We start from the raw sequence: 25,574 nt of genomic DNA, 5'->3' as shown, positions 1-25,574 counted from the left end.
TAGTGACGTATTCCGCTGGATCAGTCCACCGCCACCGGCACTCGGTGACCCATCCCACGCGCCGCGATCCGCCCGGAAGCCCTCGCCGAGAGCCGCGAGCGCAGCGCGACCAAGGTGACCAGGGCCAGCACGGTGCCCACCAGGGGGACCAGGAACCCGGCGCTCGCGCCGTGCTCGTCGGCCAGCCGTCCGGCCACCGTCACGGCCGCCGCCTGGCCGAGGGCCACCGCGCCCGTCAGCCAGGTGAAGGCCTCGGTACGGGCCGAAGCCGGCACCAGGGGCTCGACCAGCGTGTAGCCGCTGATCAGGGCGGGCGCGATGCACAGGCCGACCAGCAGCCCGAGCCCCGCAAGCAGGGCCACGGAGTGCACCGCCCACAGCGCGGAGGCCGCAAGTGTCAGCCCGGCGTAGCCGAGCACCATGCGCCGCCGCGGCCCGCTCTTCCAGGCAATCGCGCCGCACGCGATGCCCGCCAGCATGTTGCCGGCCGCGAAGATTCCGTACAGCAGACCGTTGACCCCGGGGTTGCCGATCTCCTCGGAGAAGGCGGTCAGTGCGACCTGCATTCCGCCGAAGACCGAGCCGATGCCGAGGAAGGCCACGGCCAGCACCCGTACGCCCGGAACGGACAGGGCGGAGGCGTGCGGCTCGGCGGCTGTCGCCGCGGGCCGGACCGCCGGCTGCGTACGGCTCTGGGCCGCGAAGAAGAGACCGCCGGCCAGCGTCAGTGCCGCCTCGGCGATCAGTCCGGCCGCCGGGTGGACGCCCGTGCACAGCGCGGTCGCGAGCACCGGTCCGACGACGAAGGTGAACTCGTCCGTCACGGACTCGAAGGCCGCCGCCGTCGACATCAGTGGCGAGCCTCCCCCAGAGCCTTCGGCCCGGGAGGTGCCCCCACCGAGCATGGCGGCCCAGCGGGCCCGCACCATCGGGCCGATCTGCGGTACGGACGCACCCGTCGGCACGGCTGCCGCGAACAGCGCCCACAGGGGCGCGCCCGCCAGCGCGAGCGCCGTCAGGGTGGATACGGAAGCGGTGTGCACCAGCACGCCCGGCAGCAGGACGGCCCGCTGCCCGAATCGGTCGGCGAGCTTGCCGCTCTGCGGTGCGAACAGCGCCATGGAGACACCGGTGAAGGCGGCGACGGCGCCGGCGCTGCCGTAGGAACCGGTGGTGTGCTGGATCAGCAGGACGATGCCGATGGTCAGCATCGCGAAGGGCTGGCGTGCCAGAAAGCCGGGGAGCAGGAATGTCCAGGCGCCGGGGGTGCGCAGGAGCTGCCCATACCCAGGACGGGTCTCGACCGTGGATGCCACGGTCCGTGCCTTTCTGCCGCCTGGTAGCGCTCCCCTGGTACGCGTCGTACTCGTGATACGAGACGCACGCTCGTGACACGAGACGCACGGGAGCCGCCGAGAGCTGTCCTCTTGCGCGGATCTGCGGTAGATACCGGGGCCCACTGCGAGGGCGCCGCGGCCGCCATACGGTCGCGCCAGCTCTGCGTCAGGCAGAGTTGGTCGATCAGTGTGGCTTCATGGTACAGGTGGATCTCACGGTTGCGCCTGGGAAATGGGTCACATACCTAGGGGTCTGCCTGCGATTAGTCGGATCAACTTCCGCCGTTTCCACCCGTCCCCAGCCAGTCGGCCAGCTTTCCGCCCTGTGCGACCGCCCGCAGCCGCCGTTCCGCCGCGTCCCGCACCGGATCCGTCGCCACCACAAGCAGCTCGTCGCCCCGCCGCAGCACGGTCGACGGCAGCGGTACGAAGCTCTTCCCGTCCCGTACGATCAGGGTCACCGCGGAACCCGGGGGCAGCCGCAGCTCTGCGACCTCCACGCCGTGCATCTTCGACTCCTCCGGGATCGCCACCGACAGCAGATGCCCGCGCAGCCGCTCCAGCGGCGCCGACTCGATGCCCAGATCCGCCGCGTCGGTCGACCTGCTCAGGTGCAGTGCTCTCGCCAGCCAGGGCAGCGTCGGCCCTTGCACCAGGGTGTAGACGACGACCAGGACGAAGACGATGTTGAAGACGCGGCGGCTGCCGTCGATGCCGTAGACCATCGGGATCGTGGCGAGAATGATGGGCACGGCGCCGCGCAGCCCCGCCCATGACATCAGCACCTGCTCCTGCCATGGAATCCGGAAGGGCAGCAGGCTGACGAAGACCTCCAGCGGCCGCGCCACCATGGTCAGCACCAGGCCCACGACCACCGCGGGCCAGAAGTCGTCGAGCAGCTCGCTCGGCGTCACCAGCAGACCGAGCAGGACGAACATGCCGATCTGCGCGATCCAGCCGAGACCTTCGGCGAATCCGCGGTTCGCCGGCGCGTGCGGGAGCCTGGAGTTCCCCAGCAGCATCGAGGCGAGATAGACCGCGAGGAAGCCACTGCCGTGCGCCATGGCGCCGGCGGCGTACGCGACCACCGCGATCGCCATCACCGCGATCGGATACAGACCGGACGCGGGCAGCGCCACATGCCGCAGCCCGAAGGCGCCCAGCCAGCCCGTCGCCAGGCCGATGGCCGCGCCGATCGCCAGCTCCAGCGTGATCTTCCCGATCAGTACGTACCAGTCGTCGACCGGTCCCGCCGTCGAGAAGGCGATCACCAGGATCACCACAGGGGCGTCGTTGAAGCCCGACTCGGCCTCCAGTACACCGGTCACCCGGGACGGCAGCGGCACCTTGCGCAGTACAGAGAAGACCGCGGCGGCGTCCGTCGATGACACGACCGCGCCGATGATGAGCGCCTGCCGCCACTCCAGTCCGACCAGATAGTGAGCCCCCGCCGCCGTGATGCCCACGCTCACCGCGATGCCGACGGTCGACAGCGCGACCGCCGCGGGCAACACGGGTTTGATCTCCTTCCACTTCGTGCCCAGGCCACCCTCGGCCAGGATCACCACAAGCGCGGCATAGCCGATCACCTGCGTCAGCCTGGCGTCGTCGAACCTGACGTCGAAGAAGCCGTCCTGGCCGATGGCGATCCCGATCCCGAGATACAGCAGCAGGCTGGGGAGCCCACTGCGGGACGAGATGCGCACCGCCGCGACGGCGATGAGCAGAACGAGGGAGCAGATGAGCAGGAGTTCATTGAGCTGGTGGACAGTCAGTGGCCGATCCTTCCCTTCGCGCCTACATGCCGGATCGTTCTTCCGGCAGGCGACACTTCGTTACCTTACCTAATCTTTAACGTTTCCTTGATGCAGTCGATCATCTGTACGGGTTGAGGGGCCGGGTTGCTGCCTTACGGATACCGCGTCCGGGCGGGCGGAGTGCTGCGCCTACAGTTGCTCCAGCACTCCAGGACCACCCTGCCCCTCGAAGGACAGCGATGCCCGCCAACACAACCGCCTCTTCCCCCAAGAAGAAGAAGGGGCGACGCGCCCGCCTGCTCGTGATCGTCCTGGTGCTGGCGCTTGTCGCGGGTGTCGGATACGGCACGTACTGGAGCATCAGCACCGTGCGCGCCTCCTTCCCGCAGACCACCGGGACACTCAAACTCGACGGTCTGCGCGGCCAGGTCGAGGTCAAACGCGACAATTACGGCATCCCGCAGATCTACGGGGACAGCGACGAAGACCTGTTCCGCGCCCAGGGCTTCGTCCAGGCGCAGGACCGCTTCTGGGAGATGGACGTACGCCGGCATATGACGGCCGGCCGGCTCTCCGAGATGTTCGGTTCCGGACAGGTCGAGACGGACGCCTTCCTGCGCACCCTCGGCTGGCGCCAGGTGGCACAGGAGGAGTACGACACCAAGCTCACGCCGGAGACGAAGAAGAACCTCCAGGCGTACGCGGACGGCGTCAACGCCTATCTCAAGGGCCGCGAGGGCAAGGACCTTTCCGTCGAGTACGCCGCCCTGTCCTTCACGAACGACTACAAGCCCGAGCAGTGGACGCCGGTCGACTCGGTGGCCTGGCTCAAGGCGATGGCGTGGGACCTGCGCGGCAATATGCAGGAGGAGATAGACCGCTCGCTGCTGACCAGCAGGCTCACCGAGAAGCAGATCAAGGACCTGTACCCGTCGTATCCGTACGACCGGAACAAACCGATCGTCGACGAGGGCGGAATCAACCCCGCCACCGGGAAGTTCGACCCGGACGCCAAGCCGTCCGACCTGTCCGGCGGCGGCAGCGGGGGGAACAGCCCGGCAGGCGCCACCCAGGGCCTGAACTCCCAGCTCGCCGCGCTCTCGAAGACGCTGGACACGATCCCGGCGCTGCTCGGCCCCAGCGGCAGCGGCATCGGCTCCAACTCCTGGGTCGTCTCCGGCAACTACACGACGACCGGCAAGCCGATGCTGGCCAACGATCCGCATCTCGCGCCGTCGCTGCCCTCCCTCTGGTACCAGATGGGGCTGCACTGCCGTACGGTCTCGGCTTCCTGCCAGTACGACACCGCCGGCTACACCTTCTCCGGTACGCCCGGCGTGATAATCGGTCACAACCAGGACATCGCCTGGGGCTTCACCAACCTCGGCGCGGACGTCACCGACCTCTACCTGGAGAAGCTCGCCGGCGACAGCTACCAGGTGGGTGACGAGGAGAAGAAGCTGACCACCCGCAAGGAGGTCATCAAGATCGCGGGCGGTGGCTCCAAGACGATCACTGTCCGCTCCACCGATCATGGCCCGCTGGTCTCCGACCGCAGCAACGAGCTGGAGAAGGTCGGCCAGAAGGCCCCGGTCTCCAACGCCGCACCCGACCGCGGCGCCGGTTACGCCGTGGCCCTGCAGTGGACCGCCCTGGTGCCCGGCAAGTCCATGGACGCGGTCTTCGAGCTCAACCGCGCCAAGGACTTCAAGACCTTCCGCGCGGCCGCCAAAAACTTCGAGGTTCCCGCGCAGAACCTCGTCTACGCCGACTCCAAGAACAACATCGGCTACCAGGCGCCCGGCAAGATCCCGGTCCGCGCCGAAGGCGACGGCACCACGCCCGCTCCCGGCTGGGACCCGAAGTACAAGTGGAAGGGCTTCATCCCCTTCGATGAGCTGCCCTACGAGTACAACCCCGAGCGCGGCTTTATCGTCACCGCCAACCAGGCCGTCGTCGACGCGAAGAAGTACCCGTATCTGATCACCAAGGACTACGGCTACGGAGCCCGCAGCCAGCGGATCAACGACCTCATCGAGTCGAAGATCCAGGGCGGCGGCAAGATCTCGACCGAAGACATGCGCACCATGCAGATGGACAACAGCAGCGAGATCGCCAAGCTGCTCACGCCGTATCTGCTGAGGATCGACGTCTCGGACAGCTACGTCCGCGAGGCGCAGAAGCTGCTGGAGGGCTGGGACTACACCCAGGAGCCGGATTCCGGCGCCGCCGCGTACTTCAACGGGGTCTGGCGCAATGTCCTCAAGCTCGCCTTCGGCAACAAGCTGCCCAAGGAGCTGCGCGTCGAGGGCGAGTGCCTCAATGTCCGCCCGGCCGACAGCTCGGCCCCGGACGACGAGCTGACCGAGCGGGTGCGCGAGTGCGGCCAGCGCGATACGGAGTCGGCGCAGCCGGACGGCGGCGACCGCTGGTACGAGGTCGTGGGCAAGATCCTCAAGGACGAGAACAACGAGTGGTGGAAGTCCCCGGCCAGCCGTACCGACTCGGCCACCACCACGCGTGACCAGCTGCTGGCGCGGGCCATGGAGGACGCCCGCTGGGAGCTGACGGCCGAGCTCGGCAAGGACGCATCCAGCTGGAGCTGGGGCCGGCTGCACCAGCTGACGCTGAGGAACCAGACGCTCGGCACCGAGGGTCCCGGCTTCCTGCAGTTCGTGCTCAACCGCGGCCCGTGGAATCTTGGCGGCGGCGAGGCCGCGGTCAATGCGACCGGCTGGAACGCGGCGGGCGGCTACGGAGTCATCTGGGTGCCGTCGATGCGGATGGTCGTCAACGTCGGCGACTGGGACAAGTCCCGCTGGATCAACCTGACCGGTGCGTCGGGGCACGCGTACAGCGCGCACTACACCGACCAGACGGACAAGTGGGCGAACGGCGAGCTTCTCGACTGGGCCTACAGCGCGCAGGCCGTGTCCCAGAAGACCGCCGACACCCTCAAGCTCACTCCGTAGCGTCCGTAGCGTCCGTCGAGCCGGTGAAGCGCCTGACGGCCTCGGGTGTCACCACCGCGTGCACGGGGTGGTCGTGCGGTTCCTCGGGGACCCGCGCCACCACCTCGTTCGCGTACAGCAGCACCACCAGCGCCGGGTCGGCGCCTGCCGCCGAGAGGCGGGCGAGGACCCGGTCGTACGAGCCGCCGCCGCGGCCGAGCCGCATACCGCGGGCGTCCACCGCGAGCCCGGGAAGGAGCACGGCATCCGCATCCAGCACGGCGTCCACGCCGAGCCGCGCGCCGTCCGGCTCCAGCAGCCCGCGCCCCGCGCGCACCAGATGTTCCGCGCCCTCGTACACTCCCCAGTCCAGATCGTTGTCCGCCTGCAGGACCGGCAGCAGGACGCGTACGCCCCGCGCGCGCAGCGCGTCGAGCAGCGCGCGGGTGCCGGGCTCGCGCCCGACGGAGACGTATGCGGCGACTGTGCTCGCTTCGGCCAATTCCGGGAGGTCGAGGGCCAGTCGGGCGAGAACCGTGGCGGCCCGCTGGACGTCCTCAGGGGACAGGAGGACCCGGGCGTCCAGGAGTTCACGCCGAACCGCACTCTTTCCGGACAAGTCACCGCTCATTACCCGTTCACAAACCTCTCGTACATGTCTTTATGAGTCGGAAGTTAACCGGAGGCTCATCTTCAGCCCATACTCGACGGCTATGGTGCTGCGCATGACTCAGTCGCACCCCAGGATCAGCAAGGCTGTCATCCCTGCCGCAGGCCTCGGAACCCGGTTCCTGCCTGCCACGAAAGCCACTCCCAAAGAGATGCTGCCTGTCGTCGACAAGCCCGCGATCCAGTACGTCGTCGAGGAGGCGGTCGCGGCCGGCCTCTCCGACGTACTCATGGTCACGGGCCGCAACAAGCGGCCGCTCGAGGACCACTTCGACCGGAACTACGAGCTGGAAGAGGCGCTCACCCGCAAGGGCGACGCCCGCCGCCTCGCGAAGGTCCAGGAGTCGAGCGACCTCGCCACCATGCACTACGTCCGCCAGGGCGACCCGCGCGGCCTCGGCCACGCTGTGCTCTGCGCCGCCCCGCACGTCGGCGACCAGCCCTTCGCGGTCCTCCTCGGCGACGACCTGATCGATCCGCGCGATCCGCTGCTCGCCAGGATGGTCGAGATCCAGGAGCGGGAGGGCGGCAGCGTCATCGCGCTGATGGAGGTCGACCCCGCCCAGATCCAGATGTACGGCTGCGCGGCAGTCGAGGCCACCGGCGAGTCCGATGTCGTCAAGGTGACCAACCTGGTCGAGAAGCCCGATCCGTCCGAGGCCCCCAGTAACCTCGCCATCATCGGCCGTTATGTCCTGAATCCTGCCGTCTTCGACATACTTCGTGAGACCGAGCCGGGCCGGGGCAACGAGATCCAGCTCACCGACGCACTCGAGAAACTCGCCGAGGACGAGAAGGTGGGCGGGCCGGTGCACGGAGTGATCTTCAAGGGCCGCCGCTACGACACCGGCGACCGTGGGGACTATCTGCGGGCGATTGTCAGACTCGCGTGCGAACGTGAAGACCTGGGCCCGGAGTTCCGGACCTGGCTTCGCAGTTATGTGACCGAGGAGATGTAACACCGTGAGCAGCACGATCTGGTCGGTGGACGACCACCTGGAGGACATCCTCGGCGCGATCCGCCCGCTGGACCCGATCGAGCTGCAGTTGCCCGACGCCCAGGGCTGCGTCCTGGTGGAGGACGTCACCGCGCCGGTCGCGCTGCCGCCCTTCGACAACAGCTCCATGGACGGGTACGCGGTCCGCACGGCCGATGTCGCGGGCGCGAGTGAGGAGTTCCCCGCCGTCCTCACGGTGATCGGCGATGTGGCGGCCGGCGGCGCCGGGCTGCCCACCGTCGGACCCGGCCAGGCCGCCCGCATCATGACCGGCGCTCCGCTGCCGCCCGGCGCGGAGGCGGTCGTCCCGGTCGAGTGGACCGACGGCGGCACGGGCGGCGGAGCCGCCACCACGATGCGCCCGGCCGGCGAGGCCCCGGAGGGCGCGAGCGGCGAGGTCCGCGTCCACCGGCCGGTCGAGGCGCGCGCCCATGTGCGCGCCCGCGGCAGCGACGTCCAGGCGGGGGACCTGGCGCTGGAGGAGGGCACCGTCCTCGGCCCGCCGCAGATCGGCCTGCTCGCCGCGATCGGCCGCGGCTCCGTGCGCGTCCGTCCCCGTCCGCGCGTCGTCGTGCTCTCCACCGGCAGCGAACTGGTACAGCCCGGCGAGGAGTTGGGCGAGGGCCAGATCTACGACTCGAACAGCTTCGCGCTGTGTGCCGCCGCCCGCGACGCGGGCGCCCTCTCCTACCGGGTGGGCGCGGTCACCGACGACGCGGAGGTGCTGCGCGCCACCATCGAGGACCAGCTGATCCGCGCCGATCTGCTGGTCACGACGGGCGGCGTGAGCGTCGGCGCGTACGACGTCGTCAAGGAGGCCCTCGCCTCGGTGGGCGACGCGGACGTGCCGGGCAGCGGGATCGACTTCCGCAAGCTCGCCATGCAGCCCGGCAAGCCGCAGGGCTTCGGCTCGATCGGCCCGGAGCACACCCCGCTGCTGGCGCTGCCCGGCAATCCGGTCTCCTCGTACGTCTCCTTCGAGCTGTTCGTACGTCCCGCGATCCGTGCCCTGATGGGGCTCAGGGACGTCCACCGCCCGAAGGTGCGCGCACTCCTCAAGGCCGACAAGCCGCTGACGTCGCCCGCGGGCAAGCGGCAGTTCCTGCGCGGTGTGTACGACCCCGAGTCGGGCACCGTCTCCCCGGTCGGCGGTTCCGGCTCCCATCTGATCGCGGCCCTCGCCCATGCCGACTGCCTGATCGTCGTCCCGGAGCCCGACACCTCGGCCGAGCCGGGCGCGGAGGTGGAAGTGGTCCTCCTCGGCTGACCTGCATACGGTGGCGGTACCGTGTCTGCCCACACAGGCCCTGAGGGGCCAGGACCGGGAGCGCCACAGCAAAATGAGTACGCAAGGCAGGCTGACGCACATCGACGACGCGGGGGCGGCCCGTATGGTCGACGTCTCCGGAAAGGACGTCACCGCACGCACCGCCCGGGCCAGCGGCCGGGTCCTGGTATCACCGCAGGTCGTGGAGTTGCTGCGGGGCGAGGGCATGCCCAAGGGCGACGCGCTGGCGACAGCCCGTATCGCGGGCATCATGGGCGCCAAGCGCACCCCCGATCTGATCCCGCTCTGCCACCCGCTCGCGGTCTCCGGCGTCACCCTCGATCTGGCGGTCGCGGACGACGCCGTCGAGATCACCGCCACGGTGAAGACCACCGACCGTACGGGCGTCGAGATGGAGGCCCTGACCGCCGTCTCGGTCGCCGCGCTCACCGTCGTCGACATGGTCAAGGCCGTCGACAAGGGCGCGGTGATCACCGACATCCGGGTCGAGGAGAAGACGGGCGGCAAGTCCGGCGACTGGAGCCGGTCATGAGCCCGGCGCCACGGGCCGGAGAGGTGTACGGCCACAGCCACGGGCCTCGCCCCGAGGCGGCCCGGCGGGCCCTGGTGGTCACAGCGTCCAACCGCGCGGCCGCCGGTGTGTACGAGGACAAGGGCGGCCCGATCCTCGCCGAGGGGCTGGCCGCGCTGGGCTTCCAGGTCGACGGGCCGCGCGTCGTCCCGGACGGGGACCCGGTCGAGCAGGCTCTGCGCGACGGTGTCGCCGCCGCGTACGACGTCATCCTCACCACCGGCGGCACCGGCATCTCACCCACCGACAAGACCCCCGAGGTCACCCGGCGGGTGCTCGACCATGAGATCCCCGGCATCCCCGAGGCGATCCGCGCGTACGGACGCGAGAAGGTGCCCACCGCGGCGCTGTCCCGGGGGCTCGCCGGAGTCGCGGGACGCACCCTGATCGTCAATCTCCCCGGCTCCACCGGCGGAGTGCGTGACGGCCTCGCCGTACTGGAGCAGCTACTGGTGCATGCCGTGGACCAGATCCGCGGCGGCGATCACCCAAGATCCCCCGGGAGACCAAGCTGAACGCCCCCACCTGGCCGGTGATCCTGGCGGACGGCGATGTGGTCCTCCGCCCGATAAAGCTGCGCGACCAGCGGAACTGGCGCGAGGTGAACCGGCGCAACCGCGACTGGCTGCGGCCCTGGGAGGCGACCATTCCGCCGCCCGCACCGGGCGGGCCCGTCGCGCACCGGCCCACGTACCGGCAGATGGTCCGCCATCTGCGCACCGAGGCCAACGCGGGCCGGATGCTCCCCTTCGTGATCGAGTACCAGGGCCGACTGGTGGGCCAGTTGACGGTCGCCGGGATCACCTGGGGCTCGATGTGCTCGGGCCATGTCGGCTACTGGGTGGACCGGGAGATCGCGGGCCGCGGGGTCATGCCGACCGCCGTCGCGCTCGCCGTCGACCACTGTTTCCGCTCGGTCGGACTGCACCGCATCGAAGTCTGCATTCGGCCCGAGAACGCCCCCAGCCGCCGGGTCGTGGAGAAACTCGGATTCCGCGAAGAGGGACTGCGCCCTCGTTATCTCCACATCGACGGTGCGTGGCGCGACCATCTGGTGTTCGCCCTCACGGCCGAAGAGGTGCCCGAAGGACTGCTCCGCCGCTGGCACCAGGCATGACCCGGAACGTCCCGGGAAATAAAATAAACGTTCGAAAATGATCGCTGTCGACCATGTTCCGATCTGAACAATCACAAAAAAAGTCCGTGATATCAGCCAGATCGTGCGACACACCGGGCCAATTGGCGGATGCCCTTGCGCGAATCCCTCTACGGTGTGATGCGTGAGCAGCAGCGGCCTCATCTACGCAGTCATCGTCGGGGCCTGGGCCGCCTACTTGGTGCCGATGTGGCTCCGCAGGCAGGACGAGCTCAATGAAGCCCGTCCGACGGAACGCTTCTCCACCGCCATCCGGCTGCTGTCCGGACGCGGTGCAATGGAGCGCCGGTACGCCAAGGAGCTGCGGGAACGCACCGCCGAGCAGGCTGAGCCCGAGGCAGACCCGGATGCCTCCACGGACCGTTTGAGTTCCGTGGACGTCCGGGCCTTCGCCGCGCCCCCGGCCCGTACCGAAGCCCGGATGGACATCCCGGCCCGCCAGGCGCCCGTCCCGGCCCAGGCCCAGGCGCGACGCCCGGTGCCGCGTCCGCGGCCGCGGCCGAACGGCTCCGCCGCCGAGCGCGCCCGGCGCACCAAGGTCCTGGCCCGCCGCAGACGTACCACCGTGGTCCTCTTCTTCGCGTTCACGCTCGGCGCGATCGTCGCCGCGGTCGGCGGACTCCGCTTTCTCTGGGCCCCGGCCGTACCCGCCATACTTCTCAGCGCGTACATCGTCCATCTGCGCGCCAAGGAGCGCCGGCGCTTCGCGTTCACCATGGACCGTCGCCGGGCCGAGGCGGCGGCGCAGCGGCTGCGCGAGAACCGTCCCCGCCGGCACCCGGACGCGGCGGCCACCGCCGAGCCGGACGAGGAGCCCGCGGGACGCACCGAGCCAGAACCGGGCAGTGCCCTCTCCCCGCAGGAGGCAGGCCGCCGTGCGCTGGTCGAGCAGACGGACCACGCGGAGTGGGTCGACCAGCAGCGCGAACGCGGGCCGGCGCGCGGCGACAGCTGGGAGCCGGTCCCGGTCCCGCTGCCGACGTACGTCACCGCGCCCGTGGCCCCGCGCGCCACGAGCGGCGTGGACGTGAGCGACCCGGAGACCTGGAGCGCGGCCCGCTCCTCGACGGCGGAACCGGCCTCCGGGCCGGCCCCGGCGGCCGACCCCGCGCCGAGCCGGCGCACGCCTGCGCCCCGGCGTGCGCGCGAGCGCGGACGCACCCCGCTCTTCGATCAGTACGCGGACGAGGACAGGCCCCGCGCCGCCAACGAGTGAGCCCGCCATCGGCGCGTGACCAGCGCCGGAACGGATTTCCAAGCACCCCGGCGGGGATGCTAGAGTTTCACTCGTTGCAAGGGCCTGTGGCGCAGTCTGGTAGCGCACCTCGTTCGCATCGAGGGGGTCTGGGGTTCAAATCCCCACAGGTCCACCGCAGCTGAGAGCCCCTATCGGAGTAGTCCGGTAGGGGCTCTCGGGCGTCGTACAGCAGCGAAGTACAGCAACTAACTCTGATCTTCCCCGCCCAGGTGCTTGCCCAGCTTCCGAAGAGCCTTGCGCGTGGCCTCGGAGGGGATGTGGGTGTACACCTCCATCGTCACCGCGATCTTGCTGTGCCGGAGGATCTGCATTGCGATGCGCGGGTGCACATCAAGGGCGGCGAGGAGCGACCCACAGGTATGCCGAGTGTCGTGCAAACGGATCTTGCGTACCTTCGCCTTGGTCGACCGGGCAGCGAATGCGCGATTGAAGTTCCGCGGCTCGATCGGAGTGCCGTAACGGGTGGTGAAGACGAAGTCCGAGTCCGTCCACAGCTCCCCCGCGGCCTTCCTGGCGACCTCCTGCGCCTTCCGGCGGAGATCCAGGGCCGTCACACAGATCTTCGGCAGTGGCAGCGTAGCGGTCGACGCCTCGGTCTTGGTCTCGTCATGGACCAGTTGGCGGTTGATGCGCTGTAGTTGGTGTTCGACGGTGATCTCTCCCACTGCAAGATCCACGTTCTTCCAGGTGAGGCCCAGCACTTCACCCCGGCGGAAGCCGAGCACGAGGATCAGCACGTACGCCGGGTACAGCGGGTCAGCAGCCATCCGCGCAGCTTCCAAGAACGTCCGCGCCTCCTCGACCGACCACGGTTCGCGCTTCCGCTTCCTGCCCGACCGGACCTTGACGAGTGCGGCGACGTTCTTGGTAATCAGTTCTTCCGTCATGGCATTGGTGAGCGCCGACCGGAGCGCGGCACGCGCATCCTGCACCGTGCGACGGGACAGCACTTGATCGCAGCACCGGCCCACAGCACAGCACTTGCGCTCATCAGCAGGACGCTTCTCGTCCTTGCCCTGCGCGCAGCACTGGCACTGCTCTGACAGGCGATTGACCCACGCCCGCACATCACGAACCGTCAGCTTGTCGAGCCGCTTCTCTCCGAGGCCGGGGCCGATGTAGAGCCGGGCATGCATCGCGTAGGTCTCGGCGGTCTTGGGCTTCAGCTCCTGATGCACCACATTCTTGAGCCAGTACGCGAGGTACTGCGCAAGCGCCGGCGAACTGGTGGCGACGGGCCCCTTACTGGCCTCGGAGTGAAGCCTCACCCACTTCTCGTGCACCAGCGCCCGGGTAGGCCCGTAGACGTACTTCCGCTTCCGCTCACCTTCCGGCGTATCCACCCAGACGTACGCGGCGAAGCCGTTCTTGTACGGGTAGACGGAGCCCTCTCCGTTGCCGCGCTTGCCGCTCATGCTGACCACCCACCTTCGGCCTCAAGGGCGCGGCGTTCGACGTACTCATCCACCCAGCGGGGCAGGATGCGGCGGTTACCGCCATCCTTGACCGAGCGGATCTGCCCGGTGAGGAGCAGCATCTTGGTCTTGGAGAGGCCGTAGCCGAGCATTTCGGCGACCTCTGCCGTGCTGTGCCACTTCCGTTCGATCACTGCCGGAGGCATAGGTCGTGTCCCTCCTGTGCTCGTTGGTCGTGCATGGCTTCGCGGGCGGTTTCTCGGTTGATGCGGATGTCTTCGGCGATGGACGCGGCGAGGGCGGATTCGCCGGGGGTGTGGCCGTGGCCCGCGTAGCGCCAGTCGGCGAGGACGAGGGTCGTTTCCGGATCGGGCAGTTCGAGGGCCTGGCGCTGTTCGGCTGCTCGGTAGTCGGCACGGACCTGACGCCGTTCGGCGAAGGTCGAGGAGTAGCGGCGGGACTTGGTCAGGAAGTGGCCGCGGAAGCCGAGCATGTGGGCCCAGGCCCAGAGCTTGCGTTCCGGGTAGAGCGGATCGAGGTCCCAGCAGGCGCGAATGAGCCGCCGGGCGTGTTCGGGTACGCGGTGCTGGTCGAGTTCGGCGAGTTCGCCGATGCGGCGGTCGAGGCTGCCGGTGGTCTCGGCTGCTTTGGTGGCGTACTTGGCGATGTAGGCGGCGACCTTCTGCTCTGTGATGTCGTCGCTGTCGAACGCCGTGATGGGCCGGACGTCGAGCTTCTCGCCCCAGCACAGCGAACGTGCGGGCTGCCCGGCGACAGCGGGCACCGTCACGGTGGTGTAGGGATGCTCTCTGGCTCGCGGAGCGCGTCGGTGAGCAGGTCGAGCGTGGCCCAGGCTGGCGGTTCGCTGTCGGGGCCTTCGGGTCCGTCGATTCGGATGACGGCGTGGAAGTGGATCCCGCCCCGGTTCTGGAACTCTGCGACCTTCCCGTACGACAGCCGGATGGTGGCGGCGAGTTCACGCTGGGTCAGTCCGGCACGTGCGGCGATCTCACGGCGCAGCCGGTTGACGAACCGGTGCCACAGCTCCCCCGCAAGGTTGTTGAACAGCACCGCGCCCGCGTAGTCGTACGTCTGCGGGTCGAGGGCGTTGCCGAGTGCAGGATCACCGTCCTGGTGGCGGGTGCCGCAGCGGCAGCGGCCGGAGTCGGGGATGTTGTGCACGCGGCCGAACGACGGTGGGGTGAGTGTGGCGAAGACGCGGGGGCGCTCGCGCACGGCAGGGGGGATGTTCATGGCGTCGTCGCCTGCCAGGCCCGCGCGGATCAGGCGGTAGGCGTCCCCGGCGTACAGGTAGGCGCAGGGCGCGCAGCGGGAGGCGCGGCGGTTGCCGCAGGCGATGCGCATCCGGCCACCGGGCTCATCCTGCGTCGAGTAGGTGTGCAGGACCTGCCCGGTGCTCTTGTCGCGGGTCAGAGACCAGCCGGTGAGATGGACGGGCTGTGCGCACCCACCGGTCTTGCGGATCTGCTCGCGCCAACGGTCGAAGTCGGGGGCCGAAGCCACCCTGAGCAGATCGCCCAGGGTGGTCGGATCCAGCAGGTCAGCCACGGGCAGCCCCCAGCGCATCAACGAGGAGCGGGGAGGCGAGCAGGCCAGGGGGTGGGGTCCACAGACCACGCGCACCAGGCCACGACAGCGGCTCGGCGAGCGGGACGACAGTGGACAGCCGCCAATGCCACTGGCCGCGGGCGGACCAGAGCGTGCACCAGCCGTCATCTGTATGGCAGCCCTCCAGGCGAGCGACCGCGACCACAGCGCCCCGCGGGAAGGGGCGGCGCAGGAACGGGCGAGCCAGCGACGCGTCTTTCGCGTTCGGGTCGATGGTGCGTCCGGCATGGATGAGGACCAGGCCCCGGTGCTCAGTGGGCCAGGAGCGGTTCTCGACCCGCTTGGTTCCGTAGGCGATCGCACTCGCCCAGGGCTGCCACAGCGTCAACGCCAGGACCTCGGGAGCGGGGGCCGGGGTGTTCATGCGCTCACCGCCTCGGTGTCGAGCGGGAACACCGCGTAGACCACGACCGTCGACTGTCCCAGTTGCGTGATGAACTCCAGCTTGGTGCGCTGGTTCAACGCGCTGAGGGTGACGTCGTCGGTGTCGATGTGGAGGGCTTCGCGCCACGCTTCCAGGTCGCTTGCGGTATCGAGCAGAACGTGAGCCTTGATGGGCGTGATGCTGCTCGTGGTGATGTAGCCGCCGGGAAGGTCCGGGTGCGTCTGGGCAAAGCGGGCCAGCGTGGCGAGCAGGGCCGCTTGGCTGCCGAGGGCTTCCCTTTCGATCTCGTTCATGCCGACACCTGCCTCTCCAGCGGGCTGCCGGTGACGGTCTCGACGAGGGCGGAGACGAGGACTTCGGCGACGGGCGGGGTGACGGCGTTGCCGAACTGCCGGACACGCTCGCGCTTGTTGCCCAGCACGGTGTAGGTGTCGTGGAAGGCCATGGCGCGGCCGATCTCACACGGCTCCAGCATCCGGAACAGCACGTCTTCCACGTCGGTGGTCGTGCTGGTGGCCAGGGCGTAGCGGTCGCGGGTGGTCAGCGTGCCCACCGGCTCACTGGCCGGGCGTGCGCTGCCCTTGCCGTAGTACGGCACGAGGAGAGCGCCGTCGGTGTCGGGCCCGGTGACCAGGCCGTGATGGTTGCCTGAGGCGGTGACGGTGGCCAGCGGATCGGTGACCGGTCGGGCGCGTTCCTTGTCGCCGCCACCGCGCAGCGGGATCACATACGGCAGCCAGGCCAGGCCGGTTTCGTTGCGGGCGGTCTGCGTGCGCAACGGCAGAGTGGCGGGTGCTGCCTGCTTGCCGTCGCGGCCCTCCACCGGGACCAGCAGGGGCGGGATGGCTAAGGCGTCGTTCGCGCGGGTGGTGCGGGTCGGCATGGGTGCGGTGACCGGGGTCGGTTCGGTGCGCCAGGTGCCGCCGGCCGGGGCAAGCATCGCCGTTCCGTACTTGGCCAGACCGGCACGGATGCGGGCCATGGTGGCAGCGGCGAGGGGTTCGGTGCGGTCGCCGATGCGCTTGCCCGTAAGCGTCCAGTCGATCGCGGTCGCGGCCGGAAGGGCGTCAGGTTCCACGATGGAGCTGCGGCAGCGGGCGTTGGGGCAGCGGTAAAGGTACTGCTGCCGATAGCGGCCCATGTCCCGGCGCGGGTTCTTGAACACCTGCACCGCACTCACGCGCACCTCGCAGAGAGGGCACCAGGCGGACGGGCGCAGCCACTTGTTCCAGTCCGGGACCCGCCCCAGGGTGCGGTGCCAGTAGGCGAGGTAGAGGCGGTCACGGGACTGCGGGGCGAAAACGGTGCGGACCGGACGGGCGTGCATCGAGTTGAAGGCGATCAGGCGGGTGTCGTAGCCGATCGCGCGGATCTCGGCCCGCCAGGTGTTCCACAGATCCCAGGCGCGCACGTCGATGACGTTCTCCACCACACCGGCCAGCACCGGACGCCCCCGCAGTGCGCAGGAGTCGAGGTAGCGGGGAACGTCCCACATCAGCGCGCGGGAGCGGTCGGCCGCCGGGTCGGGCAGCGTCTCACCGAACAGGTCCGGCTGCTTGTCGAAGTCCCGCCGCTTGCCCCGGGCATTGGACCACTGCGGGCACTCCGGAGAAGCCCAGAACAGATCAGCGGCCGGGAAGCGGGCCACGTCCGCGTCGTGCAGGTCGCCTTGGAAGTGGTCGACGTCGGGGAAGTTCGCGGAGTGCGAGGCAATGGCCCGGTCCCAGTGATTCGCCGCCAGCACCGGCCGGACGCCGGGAACGGTGGCGGAGCCGAGGGAGGAGCCGCCGACCCCGGCGAAGAAGTCGATGTAGGTCAGCACCCCGGTCACCGCCCCGCCGCAGAGATGCGCGTGGTGACGAGCCAGAGGGGTGCGGTGCCGGTGCCGTGGCAGGCCGGGCAGTGCGCGGTGATGGTGCGCAGGTGTCCGGAGCGGTCGCGGCCGCCGAGGGTGACGGCGACGGACGGGAAGCCGTCGCAGTTCGGGCAGATCCGATCGGTCGGCGCAGGGCGGTCGGGCATGATGGAAGTTCCTTCCGGTTTCAGTGATCGGGTAGGGGTCGGTCCGTCCGGGCGGCGGATACTTGGCGGTTGAGGCCGCCCGGAGGGCCGGTCACTTACTGGGCTTTTTGGGGACCTTGAGGGCGAGCGTGATCAGTCCGCCCCCGCTGATCAGGGTCGGAACGGCTGCCTTGATCGCTACTGCGGTAGTCGCAGCGACTTGCACCAGGGACAGCACGGCGACGGTGGTGATATAGACCAGGCCGCAGACGCCGACCGAGGCGACGAGGATCAAGACCACCGGGCCGGTCCAGGAGCGGGGCGTGGTGTGGACGATGACCACGGACCGGGGGTCGGTGCCCGGGGGGATCAGGTCGGCCGGGACATGTCCGGCACGGAGCTGTGCATCGGGGCGTATCACGGTGGTTCTCCCTTCCGGTCAGGTCACTTGGTGGTGCCGTTGACGACGTCGACACCGGCCTTGGTGCCGGACTCGATCGCCGGGGCCAAGAACGTGTCAGCGAGCAGGAAGCCGCCGAGGAGCAGCACGACGATCAGCCAGGTCGGCGGGCGCAGCATCTTGATTCCGAAGTAGCCGAAGAGGGCGACCACGGCGATCAGCGGCAGTTCGACATTCACAGCCGGTCAGTCCTTTCCGGTGAGCTGGAGAGCGAGGGCATCGGCCATCGACCCGGGCACGCCGAGACGGGCGCGCAAGGTGTCGGGATCGATCGGAGTGCCGGTGGCGGTGCGGTGCGCGTCGGCGATCTTCCGGGCGTGCGCAACAAGCGCGGCCGGTACCGGGGCGGCGGGCGGCAGCGCCAGAACCGGTTCGATCTCAGGCTCGGGCTCGGATGCCGGGACCGGGGCAGGTGTATCGCGGGTGAGCGCAACATCCGCAGCCGGTTCAGCAACCGGGGCAGGAGCCGTGTCGGTTGCCTGGTGGGCGGGAGTGTGGACGAGCAGGGTGCCGCCGAGGAACGCGAGCGCGGGCCAGCCGGCCACCAGAATCCGCAGCCAGGCCGGAACGTTGTGCAGGTCGAGCAGTCCCGCGGTGGCGACATTCGCGCCCAGCGACGCAGCCAGTGCGACGGCGAACCAAGTCCATGCAGCACGCGCGGGCTCCCCCGCTGCGCGAAGGATGCGCAGGCGTCGCCAAGCAGCGACCAGCAGCAGATCCACGGAGACCGGGTAGGCCCAGGCTTTCCAGCCGTCCTGTCCCGCGGCGACAGCGATGTCATGCAGGTGGGCGAAGGACAGCGCCCCTGCGATCACGGCTTGCACCAGTACGGCGTCCAGGCGGATCTTGCGGCTCACGGGTCTTCACCTCCTTCACAAGGGAGTTGGGGCCGGGACCGGGCGGGGCTCGCAGGTCCTGCCGCCCGGTCCCGGCGGGGATCAGTTGGGGACATTGCCGGTGCCGAAGCAGGTCAGGCAGAGGGCTTCCTGCCGGTCGGTGCTCTCGCGCTTGCTGCGGGTGCCGACCTTGAAGGCCTCGGAGACCTGACCGGTCGTGCAGTCGGGACACGGCTTGGGCTTGCTCTTCGCCGTTCGGCGGGCGGTGCGCTTGGGTGCCGTCACAGGGGGTTCTCCTTTCTGGCATGGCAGGGGTAGGGACCTGGCGCGAAGCGGTCACGCCGACCGTGTGGAGCGAGGAACTACTGGGTGCTCGCAGCAGCGATCGGTACGGCCGCCGGGGCGGGGATCGCGGCCTGTGGGCGGAACGGGTCCAGGGCCGGAATCTGCGGCGTGAGGTGCGCAAACTCGCGGCATACCGCGGCGACTTCACCCAGCGATGTCTTCGGTGTGCGGATGCGCGTCCAGTTGCCGGAGGAGTCACCGACGATCGCGGTCCCAGCCCGCTCGGGGGCGATGCTGGTCGCAGCGGCGACCGCGAGTTCGTTGACGTCGGCCAGACCCATTTCGGCGGTCTGCTTGTCGTTGCAGCGATGCACCACGCGGCCGGTGAGCTGGGCCCGCAGCGCGGTTGCGCCCTTGCCGAGTTCGGAGCCGAAGCGCTGCCCGCACACCTCGAGGTAGATGCCGATTGCGCGGGCCAGCTGTGCGAGGCGGACGAGTTGGGTGACCATGTGGTCCCGGCGGGCCGTGTCTGCCTTGGAGGCGATCAAGAACAGTTCGGCGATCTCATCGATCAGGACGACGATCGGGATGGGGCGCAGGTGCTTGGGAAGGCCCCAGATGTCGGAGGTGATGTCTTCCAGCGCCGTGCCCGGGGCGATGCCCTGGTGCAGGCACAGCAGGTCGAAGCGGTCTTCCATCTCCGCGACCAACGCGTCCAGCAGTCCCTCGGCCTGGTCCGGAGTAGTCGCCAGTGCCGACAGTCGCGGAGCGAAGGGGCCCTGTTCCACGCCGCGCTTGCAGTCGATCCCGACCAGGGCGACGCTCTGCGGCGCGAGAGCCTTGATCAGGCAGCGTTGATGCATCGACTTGCCCGAGTGGTTCGCACCCAGGGTGAGGCCGTGCGGGATCTGCTGGTAGCTGCGCACGTAGGGGCGGCCGTCCTCCCGCAGAGCGACCGTCGCGGACAGCGGTCCCGCAGCCAGACGGCGCGGCATCCGCACGTGGTCGAGGATGTCGAAGCCGGTCATCCGCAGATCGACCACACCCGGCTTGATCTCGAAGACGTGCACCGAGTACACACCCCACGCGTGCCGCAGCCGCTCGGCCGACTTGACCACATCGTCCGGGGCCAGGCCCGCAGCAAGCCGCAGACGAAGCACCAGACCGGTACGGGTCGGGCGGATACCGCGCAGCTTCGGAACACCGGGACGGGCCTGCTGCTCACCGGCGGACAGCTTCTTGGCGAAGACCTTCCACCACGGCGGATCGACCGTCAGCTCACACGCCTCCATCGTCGGACGGTAGGAGGAGAGGATCCGGTACAGCGCGGCCGGAAGACCGAACAGCACCCAGTACACGGCCGGAGCCTTGACCCGAACGATCAGCGCGAAGACCACTAACGCGCCTATGAACAGCAGCAGTTCCATCACGGCGATCAGCCCTGGCCATTCGCAGCCGCCGGAACCTGCGCGGCCATCACCGCGGTCGCCTTGAAGCTGATGCCGTGCCCGAAGTCGTTCTCCCACGGGGTGGCGAACAGACCGGGCAGAGCTACCGGCATGCCGGGGAACAGGTCCGGCTGAACACCGTCCTCGGTCACCACGACGGTCACCGCGTCCGGTCGGCCATCCACGACCACGGCCACGTTCACGTTGAACTGCACCTTGCCCTGCTTGTCGACCGCGACCTCACCGGTCTCCCGGTTCTTGAGCTTCTTCTCTGGAGCCTGGATGAGCATCACGGTCATGGCTTCGGTTTTCACGGGGATCCTGCGCATGGCTTGCCTCCTGAAGGGATCGAGGGATGTTGCGGTACATACATAGTCGGCTTGGCATACCTAGTTGTCAAGGCGTTCTTGGCTTGCCTAGTTGGGCGAGTTGCCGCGAAGCTGGATTCTGTGACGACCGCGAAGAGAGTGGACATGATCAAGAAGTCCGGCGTACCGGCTTATCTCCAGATCGCCGGGAACCTGCGCGAGCAGATTCAGCAGGGCCTGTTGACGCCCGAGGAGCCGCTTCCGTCGACTGCGGAACTCGGTCGGCAGTACGGAGTTTCAGCAAGCGTCGTCAAGGCCGCGATCAGCGTTCTTCGCACCGAGGGTCTCGTCATTGGGCAACAAGGGAAGGGGGTGTTCGTCCGCCCCGCCGGCCAGGATCAGCAGCCGGAAGGCGTCGACGACGATGCGCTTGCCGCCCAACTCGGTGAGATCCAGAGCGCGATCCAGGATCTTTCAGGTCGAATGGCTGCGATCGAAGCCGCCGTGTTCCCAAAGCGCTCTCGAACTGACCGATCCGGCAAGTAAGTTCATCCAATTCTGCTCGGATGTCACTCATCCGGCGGAGCAGGGCCTGTCTCTGATCTTGGGTCCGTGTCATTGCTAACCACTCCGTCTCTGGAGGCTCTGCCCCTGGCTAGCGGGCTTGCATCCATTGACGCTCAGTAGTCGCAACATCGCCATGGACCGGATGTGGACACGAGATCGGCCGGGTAACTGTCCACACGGGAGGGATGAATCTTGGCCCAGGAGCCCCGAAAGCTCACTCCTACCAAGTCCGCTCAGGATCTTCTCGGCGCGGAACTTCGGCACTGGCGCCAGGTTCGCGGACTGTCGCAGGACGAGGTTGGCGCGCGAGTCTTCACCAGCGGCGACACGTTAAGCAAGGTAGAGGGCGCAAAGCGCTTTCCATCACGGGAAGTAGTTGAGGGCTGCGACGAAGTCCTTGGCACTGGCGGAATCTTGACTCGGCTATGGGATCTTGCAGACGCCCAGCGTCTTGACGGGCGCACACGGTCAGCCAAGCAGTCAAACCATGTGGACACTTCCTCTCTCGATCTCCAGGGCGCCCTCTCCGCAGGCACGATGAAGCTGCGGATAGATGAGGAGGGCAACGTGTGGGCCGAGGTCAATCGACGATCGTTCCTCGTGGGCAGTGCTGCCGCATTACTCAGCCAAGGGACTGCCAGCGGGGCCGCCGGTCTAAACGGTCTCTCTCCCGGGGTGAGCGCAGCGGATGATCCCTTCGGGTTCGCCAGAATGGTGACCTCGAACTGGCCCGACCTACGACTCTCCCGCCCAGTGCCCGACTTCGGAGTCGACTGGACTGCCCTCATGCCGGGGGGACGCTCAGTGCTCGGTGCCAACATCCCGCTGCAACTGCACCCCGCTCGGATCGATGGCGGCCGGGCACTCGTCTCCATCCCCGACCCACGCCGCGCCGGCAGCTTCTTGGACCGCCCCGGACGTGGCCTGCTCATTGGAGCTGCGGGCAACGACGATTCGCCCCAGTTCTATCTGCTCGACGGCCGGAACGCCCGAGGGCGCCTGAGCCGCACCGCAGGCATTCAAGAGGTCACTGCACCCCTTGCCTACGAGCTGGACGATCTGACCTACGGCATCCTCTGGGCTGTCTCCAACTACGACGATGCATTGCAGGCAGACGATCAGGACTTGGCCGAGACGCGGACCGATCTCGAACGGTACGACCGTCTGTCCTCGTCAGCCGTAAGCCGGGAAGCCGCGCCGGGACTCAACTCCGTTGCCCACATGTGGCTCGGATCGGACTTCTGCGCGCGCCACATCCTCAAGGCGTTGCCCGACCTGCCGGAGCTACCGGCGTTCTGGACCCGAGAGCAGCGTGGCGAGGAAGCCAGTGCGTGGCTGATCTTCGACCACAAGTACCCGTACCTTCAAGCGACGACCCAGGCACTTGGAGGGCCGAGCACACGAGCGTTCTGCGTGCCCGAGGCCATCGTTCAAGCTTCACCCCGACATGAGCGGATCTTGCTCTTCCTGGCTGTGGCGCTCATGGAGTCTCTCGGCATCCATGCGCAGTTCACCACGGATGCGTCATACGAAGCCGTCGAAGGGTTCGTTGTCTCGCCCAACAAGGAGGCGATCATCGCCAACTGGGTTCGAGGCGACGGCATGTGGCATGTCGACGTGACCGGACGGACATCGATCGTCCGTGCATTCACCAATGCCGCAGGCGATGTTGCAGCAGATTCGATCATCGAGGCGCCAACGGCAGCGGAACGTCTGCGCGCACTGGCTCACTACCTCGATCTTCCTTGGACCTGGCTGGTCCATCGATGCGCCCAGCTCGGTAAGTACGGGACATCGGGCCTGATCCAGTCCCGAAGCCGACTCGTATCAGCAGCCGGCCTTGATGCGGCCTGTTCGTACGTCGGTGCATTGCCGATCGACAGCTAGCCTGCAAGCCGCAAACCAGAAAGGGGAAGGCTCAGATGACGGACACGCGTCGACGCGTTGCAGTGTTCTCACTCGGTGGCACCATCGCGATGACCTCGCAGGATGCGGGCGGTGCGACCCCGACGCTCTCAGCCGGTGATCTCGTGGCAGCCGTACCAGGTCTCGCCGAGACAGGTGTCGCGATCGAGGTCCACGACTTCCGACGACTGCCCGGTGCATCACTGGCCTTCCGCGACCTACTCGATCTCGTCGAGGAAATCGAAGCGCTCGATGTGGACGGCGTGGTGATCACGCAGGGCACGGACACCATCGAAGAGACCTCGTACCTGATCGACCTCGTGTACTCAGCCGAGATGCCGATCGTTGTCACAGGGGCGATGCGCAACGCGAGCATGGCGGGCGCCGACGGGCCGGCCAATGTGCTTGCTTCCGTCCGTGTCGCTGCCAGCATCGAGGCCCGGGGGACCGGGGCCGTGGTCGTGTTCGGCGAGGAGATCCACGCTGCTCGTTGGGTACGCAAGGCTCACGCCACCAGCCCTACGGCGTTCACGTCCTACCCAGGACCGATTGGCTACGTTGCCGAGGACCGAGTACGGATCTGGAGCCAGCCGACCGAAGAGCCGAAGATCCCGCGCGAGCGACTCAGCAACGATGCCCGGACTGCGGTGGCGCTGATCGGACTCGGAGATGATGGGGTCGTACTGCGTGCCATCGGAGCGCAGGTCGATGGCTTGGTTGTTGCCGCGTTCGGCGCCGGGCACGTTCCTATGGGGTGCGTCGATGCGCTGGCAGACCTTGCCAAGGAGATGCCGGTGATCCTGGCGACGCGCACCGGGGCCGGACCTGTCCTGACCGATACTTACGGATTCTCCGGATCGGAAGCCGATCTGCTGGCCCGTGGGCTCCTCGCGGCCAACACTCTCGGGCCGATCAAGGCGCGGATTCTTCTCCAGCTCCTGTTGATGCACGGTGCCGATCACAGCGAGATCGCAGAGCATCTCAGCCGCATCCACTGACCGAGGCCTACATCCCGAGAGGACTGTCTTGCGCAGCTACGAGTTGACCACCGGCCGAACCTTCGGGGTGGCCTTCGACCACGGCGACGACTTCTTTCCCACGCTCGCGGAGTTCTGCCGCAGCAACGGCGTTCGGCACGGATACATCCCCATGTTCATCGCGGGCTTCGCCGAGGCCGAGATCGTCGGCGCGTGCGAGAAGTTGGAAGACCCAGAGGCCCCAGTGTGGAGCAAGGTCCACTTGGCCGGGGTCGAGGCGATGGGATGCGGAACTCTCGCGTACGACGCCGAGACGGACACCGTGCTGCCGCACATCCATACGTCACTCGGAGAGAAGGCCCGCTCAGCCAACGGACACACGAGTCATCTGCTCAACGCCCAGGTGCAATTCCTTGTCGAGATGCTCGTGGTCGAGGTGATCTCACCGGTCATGACCCGTCCGCAGAATCCGGACCTCTACAACGTCCCGCTGCTGACCTTCGGTGCATGAGCTGCACACGCTGCCGCAGCAGCAGCGCGGACAGAGTTTCCCTACGTCATCAAGTGCTCGCTTCGCTCGCTGCCCGACCGGTGTTCGGCCAGCGAGCGGGATCATTGCCAGCCCAGCCGCCGTCACGCAGCACAGCCACAACGGGCCCGGCTCTGCCCCATGCCCGCCATGCGCCCGAGTGGCCCCAGAAGGCTGCAAAGACACCAGGGCACCCAGAGCACCGGAGAGCGGGCGGAAGCTCGGGAGAACACCACAGTTGACGCTTGGGGCGTCTGCTTTCCCGGCCTCCTGAACTGCGGTAGCAGTCTGATCAGAGATCAGAGAGTGCCGCACGGAGTGCGGCGGCGCCGGCCGGACGCCGCCGCGCTTGCCCCTCAATGTCTGCGCCACCGGGGCCGCACGTCGTCGCCCGCCCGCGCCCACAAGGGGGCGAAAAGACCAGGCCGGGGGTGGGGACGGTCGGCGGAACGGCTTTACCCACACTCCCCGATTCGGGTCCCGCGTCGAGCAAGACCAGGGGGCCACTCGGACACATTGCGGGCAGGGGTGAAACCTGCCCGAGTAGCTGGCAAGCGTACGGCCCCCTGATCATGCACGACCCCAAACCGGGCAGGACACCGGCCAAAGCCGTTCCACCGACCTCACGAAGTTGGACGCTCAGCCCGATTGGCCGTGCACCCCTGAGCGCGTATCGGCGGGCGAAAGGCACCCCATCTGGACAGGGAGATTACACCGATCTGCTGACAATCGGCGCGTTCCTGTCGAGCGAGACGATCGATCGGCTGCCCACGGGTCAAGCTCACCCCTGGTTCGGACAAACCGATTGAAACAGGGAGCAAATACATGAGTCCTGACATCAGGG

Annotated in this window: 26 protein-coding genes, 1 tRNA gene and 1 pseudogene; 12 read left to right on the top strand and 16 right to left on the bottom strand. The window is 68.2% G+C overall.

From position 1 onward, the window contains the following. Positions 1-20 precede the first annotated feature (20 nt). Both ACZ3H8_RS29825 and ACZ3H8_RS29820 read right to left on the bottom strand, forming a co-directional pair. Positions 21-1,316: an MFS transporter gene (locus ACZ3H8_RS29825; protein ID WP_467407189.1), complete on the bottom strand. Its 1,296-nt coding sequence runs from the start codon at positions 1,314-1,316 to the stop codon at positions 21-23. Positions 1,317-1,609: 293 nt separating this feature from the next. Then, a complete protein-coding gene (locus ACZ3H8_RS29820; protein ID WP_467407310.1) occupies positions 1,610-3,112 on the bottom strand; it encodes a potassium/proton antiporter in 1,503 nt (500 codons plus the stop codon). A gap of 221 nt (positions 3,113-3,333) precedes the next feature. Here ACZ3H8_RS29820 and ACZ3H8_RS29815 point away from each other — a divergent pair, with 221 nt between their 5' ends. Next, the gene (locus ACZ3H8_RS29815; RefSeq protein ID WP_467407188.1) at positions 3,334-6,066 is read left to right on the top strand and encodes a penicillin acylase family protein; all 2,733 of its coding nucleotides are present in this window, start codon (positions 3,334-3,336) and stop codon (positions 6,064-6,066) included. On the opposite strand, the gene ACZ3H8_RS29810 is transcribed toward ACZ3H8_RS29815, so the two are convergent. Further along, on the bottom strand, positions 6,056-6,676 hold the full coding sequence (locus ACZ3H8_RS29810; protein ID WP_467407185.1) for a 5-formyltetrahydrofolate cyclo-ligase: 621 nt from the start codon (positions 6,674-6,676) through the stop codon (positions 6,056-6,058). The two genes, ACZ3H8_RS29815 and ACZ3H8_RS29810, sit on opposite strands and share 11 nt — an antisense overlap. 94 nt (positions 6,677-6,770) lie before the next feature. On the opposite strand from ACZ3H8_RS29810, the gene galU reads away from it, so the two are divergent. The 7 genes from galU to ACZ3H8_RS29775 all read left to right on the top strand — a co-directional run bounded on the left by galU (position 6,771) and on the right by ACZ3H8_RS29775 (position 12,097). Further along, positions 6,771-7,673, top strand: coding sequence for a UTP--glucose-1-phosphate uridylyltransferase GalU (gene galU, locus ACZ3H8_RS29805; RefSeq protein WP_467407183.1), 903 nt, complete (start codon positions 6,771-6,773; stop codon positions 7,671-7,673). A 4-nt stretch (positions 7,674-7,677) separates the two neighbouring features. Beyond that, the gene (gene glp, locus ACZ3H8_RS29800; RefSeq protein WP_467407180.1) at positions 7,678-8,979 is read left to right on the top strand and encodes a molybdotransferase-like divisome protein Glp; all 1,302 of its coding nucleotides are present in this window, start codon (positions 7,678-7,680) and stop codon (positions 8,977-8,979) included. Positions 8,980-9,019: 40 nt separating this feature from the next. Beyond that, on the top strand, positions 9,020-9,532 hold the full coding sequence (moaC, locus tag ACZ3H8_RS29795) for a cyclic pyranopterin monophosphate synthase MoaC (RefSeq protein ID WP_467407309.1): 513 nt from the start codon (positions 9,020-9,022) through the stop codon (positions 9,530-9,532). Next, complete coding sequence (locus tag ACZ3H8_RS29790) at positions 9,529-10,086, top strand: MogA/MoaB family molybdenum cofactor biosynthesis protein (RefSeq protein ID WP_467407178.1); 558 nt, start codon at positions 9,529-9,531, stop codon at positions 10,084-10,086. Before moaC ends, ACZ3H8_RS29790 begins: the two co-directional genes overlap by 4 nt. Before the next feature lie 17 nt (positions 10,087-10,103). Beyond that, positions 10,104-10,688, top strand: a complete 585-nt coding sequence (locus ACZ3H8_RS29785; protein WP_467407176.1) for a GNAT family N-acetyltransferase — start codon at positions 10,104-10,106, stop codon at positions 10,686-10,688. 163 nt (positions 10,689-10,851) lie between these two features. Beyond that, positions 10,852-11,943, top strand: coding sequence for a divisome protein SepX/GlpR (gene sepX, locus ACZ3H8_RS29780; RefSeq protein ID WP_467407174.1), 1,092 nt, complete (start codon positions 10,852-10,854; stop codon positions 11,941-11,943). An 80-nt stretch (positions 11,944-12,023) separates the two neighbouring features. Beyond that, positions 12,024-12,097, top strand: a tRNA-Ala gene (locus ACZ3H8_RS29775). A 73-nt stretch (positions 12,098-12,170) separates the two neighbouring features. On the opposite strand, the gene ACZ3H8_RS29770 is transcribed toward ACZ3H8_RS29775, so the two are convergent. From ACZ3H8_RS29770 to ACZ3H8_RS29710, 13 genes and pseudogenes are all read right to left on the bottom strand, one after another. Continuing rightward, positions 12,171-13,409: a site-specific integrase gene (locus tag ACZ3H8_RS29770; protein WP_467407171.1), complete on the bottom strand. Its 1,239-nt coding sequence runs from the start codon at positions 13,407-13,409 to the stop codon at positions 12,171-12,173. Then, positions 13,397-13,606: an excisionase family DNA-binding protein gene (locus ACZ3H8_RS29765; protein ID WP_467407169.1), complete on the bottom strand. Its 210-nt coding sequence runs from the start codon at positions 13,604-13,606 to the stop codon at positions 13,397-13,399. The genes ACZ3H8_RS29770 and ACZ3H8_RS29765 overlap by 13 nt, the downstream gene beginning before the upstream one ends. Further along, positions 13,591-14,987, bottom strand: a pseudogene (gene repSA, locus ACZ3H8_RS29760) (replication initiator protein RepSA). Before repSA ends, ACZ3H8_RS29765 begins: the two are co-directional and overlap by 16 nt. Further along, positions 14,962-15,393: an ASCH domain-containing protein gene (locus ACZ3H8_RS29755; protein WP_467407167.1), complete on the bottom strand. Its 432-nt coding sequence runs from the start codon at positions 15,391-15,393 to the stop codon at positions 14,962-14,964. Before ACZ3H8_RS29755 ends, repSA begins: the two are co-directional and overlap by 26 nt. Further along, positions 15,390-15,707 (bottom strand): hypothetical protein, encoded by a 318-nt coding sequence (locus tag ACZ3H8_RS29750; protein ID WP_467407164.1) that lies wholly within the window; start codon positions 15,705-15,707, stop codon positions 15,390-15,392. The genes ACZ3H8_RS29755 and ACZ3H8_RS29750 overlap by 4 nt, the downstream gene beginning before the upstream one ends. Continuing rightward, positions 15,704-17,236 (bottom strand): DNA cytosine methyltransferase, encoded by a 1,533-nt coding sequence (locus ACZ3H8_RS29745; RefSeq protein ID WP_467407162.1) that lies wholly within the window; start codon positions 17,234-17,236, stop codon positions 15,704-15,706. The genes ACZ3H8_RS29750 and ACZ3H8_RS29745 overlap by 4 nt, the downstream gene beginning before the upstream one ends. A gap of 5 nt (positions 17,237-17,241) precedes the next feature. Continuing rightward, entirely contained in the window at positions 17,242-17,436 is a 195-nt protein-coding gene (locus ACZ3H8_RS29740; protein WP_467407160.1) for a hypothetical protein, read from the bottom strand. A 91-nt stretch (positions 17,437-17,527) separates the two neighbouring features. Further along, complete coding sequence (locus ACZ3H8_RS29735; RefSeq protein ID WP_467407157.1) at positions 17,528-17,836, bottom strand: hypothetical protein; 309 nt, start codon at positions 17,834-17,836, stop codon at positions 17,528-17,530. A gap of 23 nt (positions 17,837-17,859) precedes the next feature. Next, on the bottom strand, positions 17,860-18,054 hold the full coding sequence (locus ACZ3H8_RS29730) for a hypothetical protein (protein WP_467407155.1): 195 nt from the start codon (positions 18,052-18,054) through the stop codon (positions 17,860-17,862). Between the two features lie 6 nt (positions 18,055-18,060). Next, complete coding sequence (locus ACZ3H8_RS29725) at positions 18,061-18,732, bottom strand: DUF2637 domain-containing protein (RefSeq protein ID WP_467407153.1); 672 nt, start codon at positions 18,730-18,732, stop codon at positions 18,061-18,063. Between the two features lie 81 nt (positions 18,733-18,813). Continuing rightward, on the bottom strand, positions 18,814-18,996 hold the full coding sequence (locus tag ACZ3H8_RS29720; RefSeq protein WP_467407151.1) for a hypothetical protein: 183 nt from the start codon (positions 18,994-18,996) through the stop codon (positions 18,814-18,816). Between the two features lie 77 nt (positions 18,997-19,073). Then, entirely contained in the window at positions 19,074-20,423 is a 1,350-nt protein-coding gene (locus ACZ3H8_RS29715; RefSeq protein ID WP_467407149.1) for an FtsK/SpoIIIE domain-containing protein, read from the bottom strand. 8 nt (positions 20,424-20,431) lie between these two features. After that, complete coding sequence (locus tag ACZ3H8_RS29710; protein ID WP_467407146.1) at positions 20,432-20,773, bottom strand: SCO3933 family regulatory protein; 342 nt, start codon at positions 20,771-20,773, stop codon at positions 20,432-20,434. Positions 20,774-20,917: 144 nt separating this feature from the next. On the opposite strand from ACZ3H8_RS29710, the gene ACZ3H8_RS29705 reads away from it, so the two are divergent. The 4 genes from ACZ3H8_RS29705 to ACZ3H8_RS29690 all read left to right on the top strand — a co-directional run bounded on the left by ACZ3H8_RS29705 (position 20,918) and on the right by ACZ3H8_RS29690 (position 24,712). Next, entirely contained in the window at positions 20,918-21,298 is a 381-nt protein-coding gene (locus ACZ3H8_RS29705) for a GntR family transcriptional regulator (RefSeq protein ID WP_467407144.1), read from the top strand. 213 nt (positions 21,299-21,511) lie between these two features. Then, positions 21,512-23,206: a helix-turn-helix domain-containing protein gene (locus ACZ3H8_RS29700; protein ID WP_467407141.1), complete on the top strand. Its 1,695-nt coding sequence runs from the start codon at positions 21,512-21,514 to the stop codon at positions 23,204-23,206. Positions 23,207-23,241: 35 nt separating this feature from the next. Further along, on the top strand, positions 23,242-24,222 hold the full coding sequence (locus ACZ3H8_RS29695) for an asparaginase (protein WP_467407139.1): 981 nt from the start codon (positions 23,242-23,244) through the stop codon (positions 24,220-24,222). 28 nt (positions 24,223-24,250) lie between these two features. Beyond that, on the top strand, positions 24,251-24,712 hold the full coding sequence (locus tag ACZ3H8_RS29690; RefSeq protein WP_467407137.1) for a PPC domain-containing DNA-binding protein: 462 nt from the start codon (positions 24,251-24,253) through the stop codon (positions 24,710-24,712). Positions 24,713-25,574: the final 862 nt, after the last annotated feature.

It is taken from the genome of Streptomyces sp. NPDC002868 (assembly GCF_055563295.1).
Note: the sequence above shows the minus strand (reverse complement) of the source record. Positions and strands in the feature narration are given on the sequence as shown.

Excerpts from the sequence above, each read along its gene's own strand:
- ACZ3H8_RS29815 (WP_467407188.1), top strand. The coding sequence starts at position 3,334 with ATGCCCGCCAACACAACCGCCTCTTCCCCCAAGAAGAAGAAGGGGCGA.
- ACZ3H8_RS29810 (WP_467407185.1), bottom strand. The coding sequence starts at position 6,676 with ATGAGCGGTGACTTGTCCGGAAAGAGTGCGGTTCGGCGTGAACTCCTG.
- galU (WP_467407183.1), top strand. The coding sequence starts at position 6,771 with ATGACTCAGTCGCACCCCAGGATCAGCAAGGCTGTCATCCCTGCCGCA.
- ACZ3H8_RS29790 (WP_467407178.1), top strand. The coding sequence starts at position 9,529 with ATGAGCCCGGCGCCACGGGCCGGAGAGGTGTACGGCCACAGCCACGGG.
- ACZ3H8_RS29765 (WP_467407169.1), bottom strand. The coding sequence starts at position 13,606 with ATGCCTCCGGCAGTGATCGAACGGAAGTGGCACAGCACGGCAGAGGTC.
- ACZ3H8_RS29755 (WP_467407167.1), bottom strand. The coding sequence starts at position 15,393 with ATGAACACCCCGGCCCCCGCTCCCGAGGTCCTGGCGTTGACGCTGTGG.
- ACZ3H8_RS29750 (WP_467407164.1), bottom strand. The coding sequence starts at position 15,707 with ATGAACGAGATCGAAAGGGAAGCCCTCGGCAGCCAAGCGGCCCTGCTC.
- ACZ3H8_RS29740 (WP_467407160.1), bottom strand. The coding sequence starts at position 17,436 with ATGCCCGACCGCCCTGCGCCGACCGATCGGATCTGCCCGAACTGCGAC.
- ACZ3H8_RS29715 (WP_467407149.1), bottom strand. The coding sequence starts at position 20,423 with ATGGAACTGCTGCTGTTCATAGGCGCGTTAGTGGTCTTCGCGCTGATC.
- ACZ3H8_RS29710 (WP_467407146.1), bottom strand. The coding sequence starts at position 20,773 with ATGCGCAGGATCCCCGTGAAAACCGAAGCCATGACCGTGATGCTCATC.
- ACZ3H8_RS29705 (WP_467407144.1), top strand. The coding sequence starts at position 20,918 with ATGATCAAGAAGTCCGGCGTACCGGCTTATCTCCAGATCGCCGGGAAC.
- ACZ3H8_RS29695 (WP_467407139.1), top strand. The coding sequence starts at position 23,242 with ATGACGGACACGCGTCGACGCGTTGCAGTGTTCTCACTCGGTGGCACC.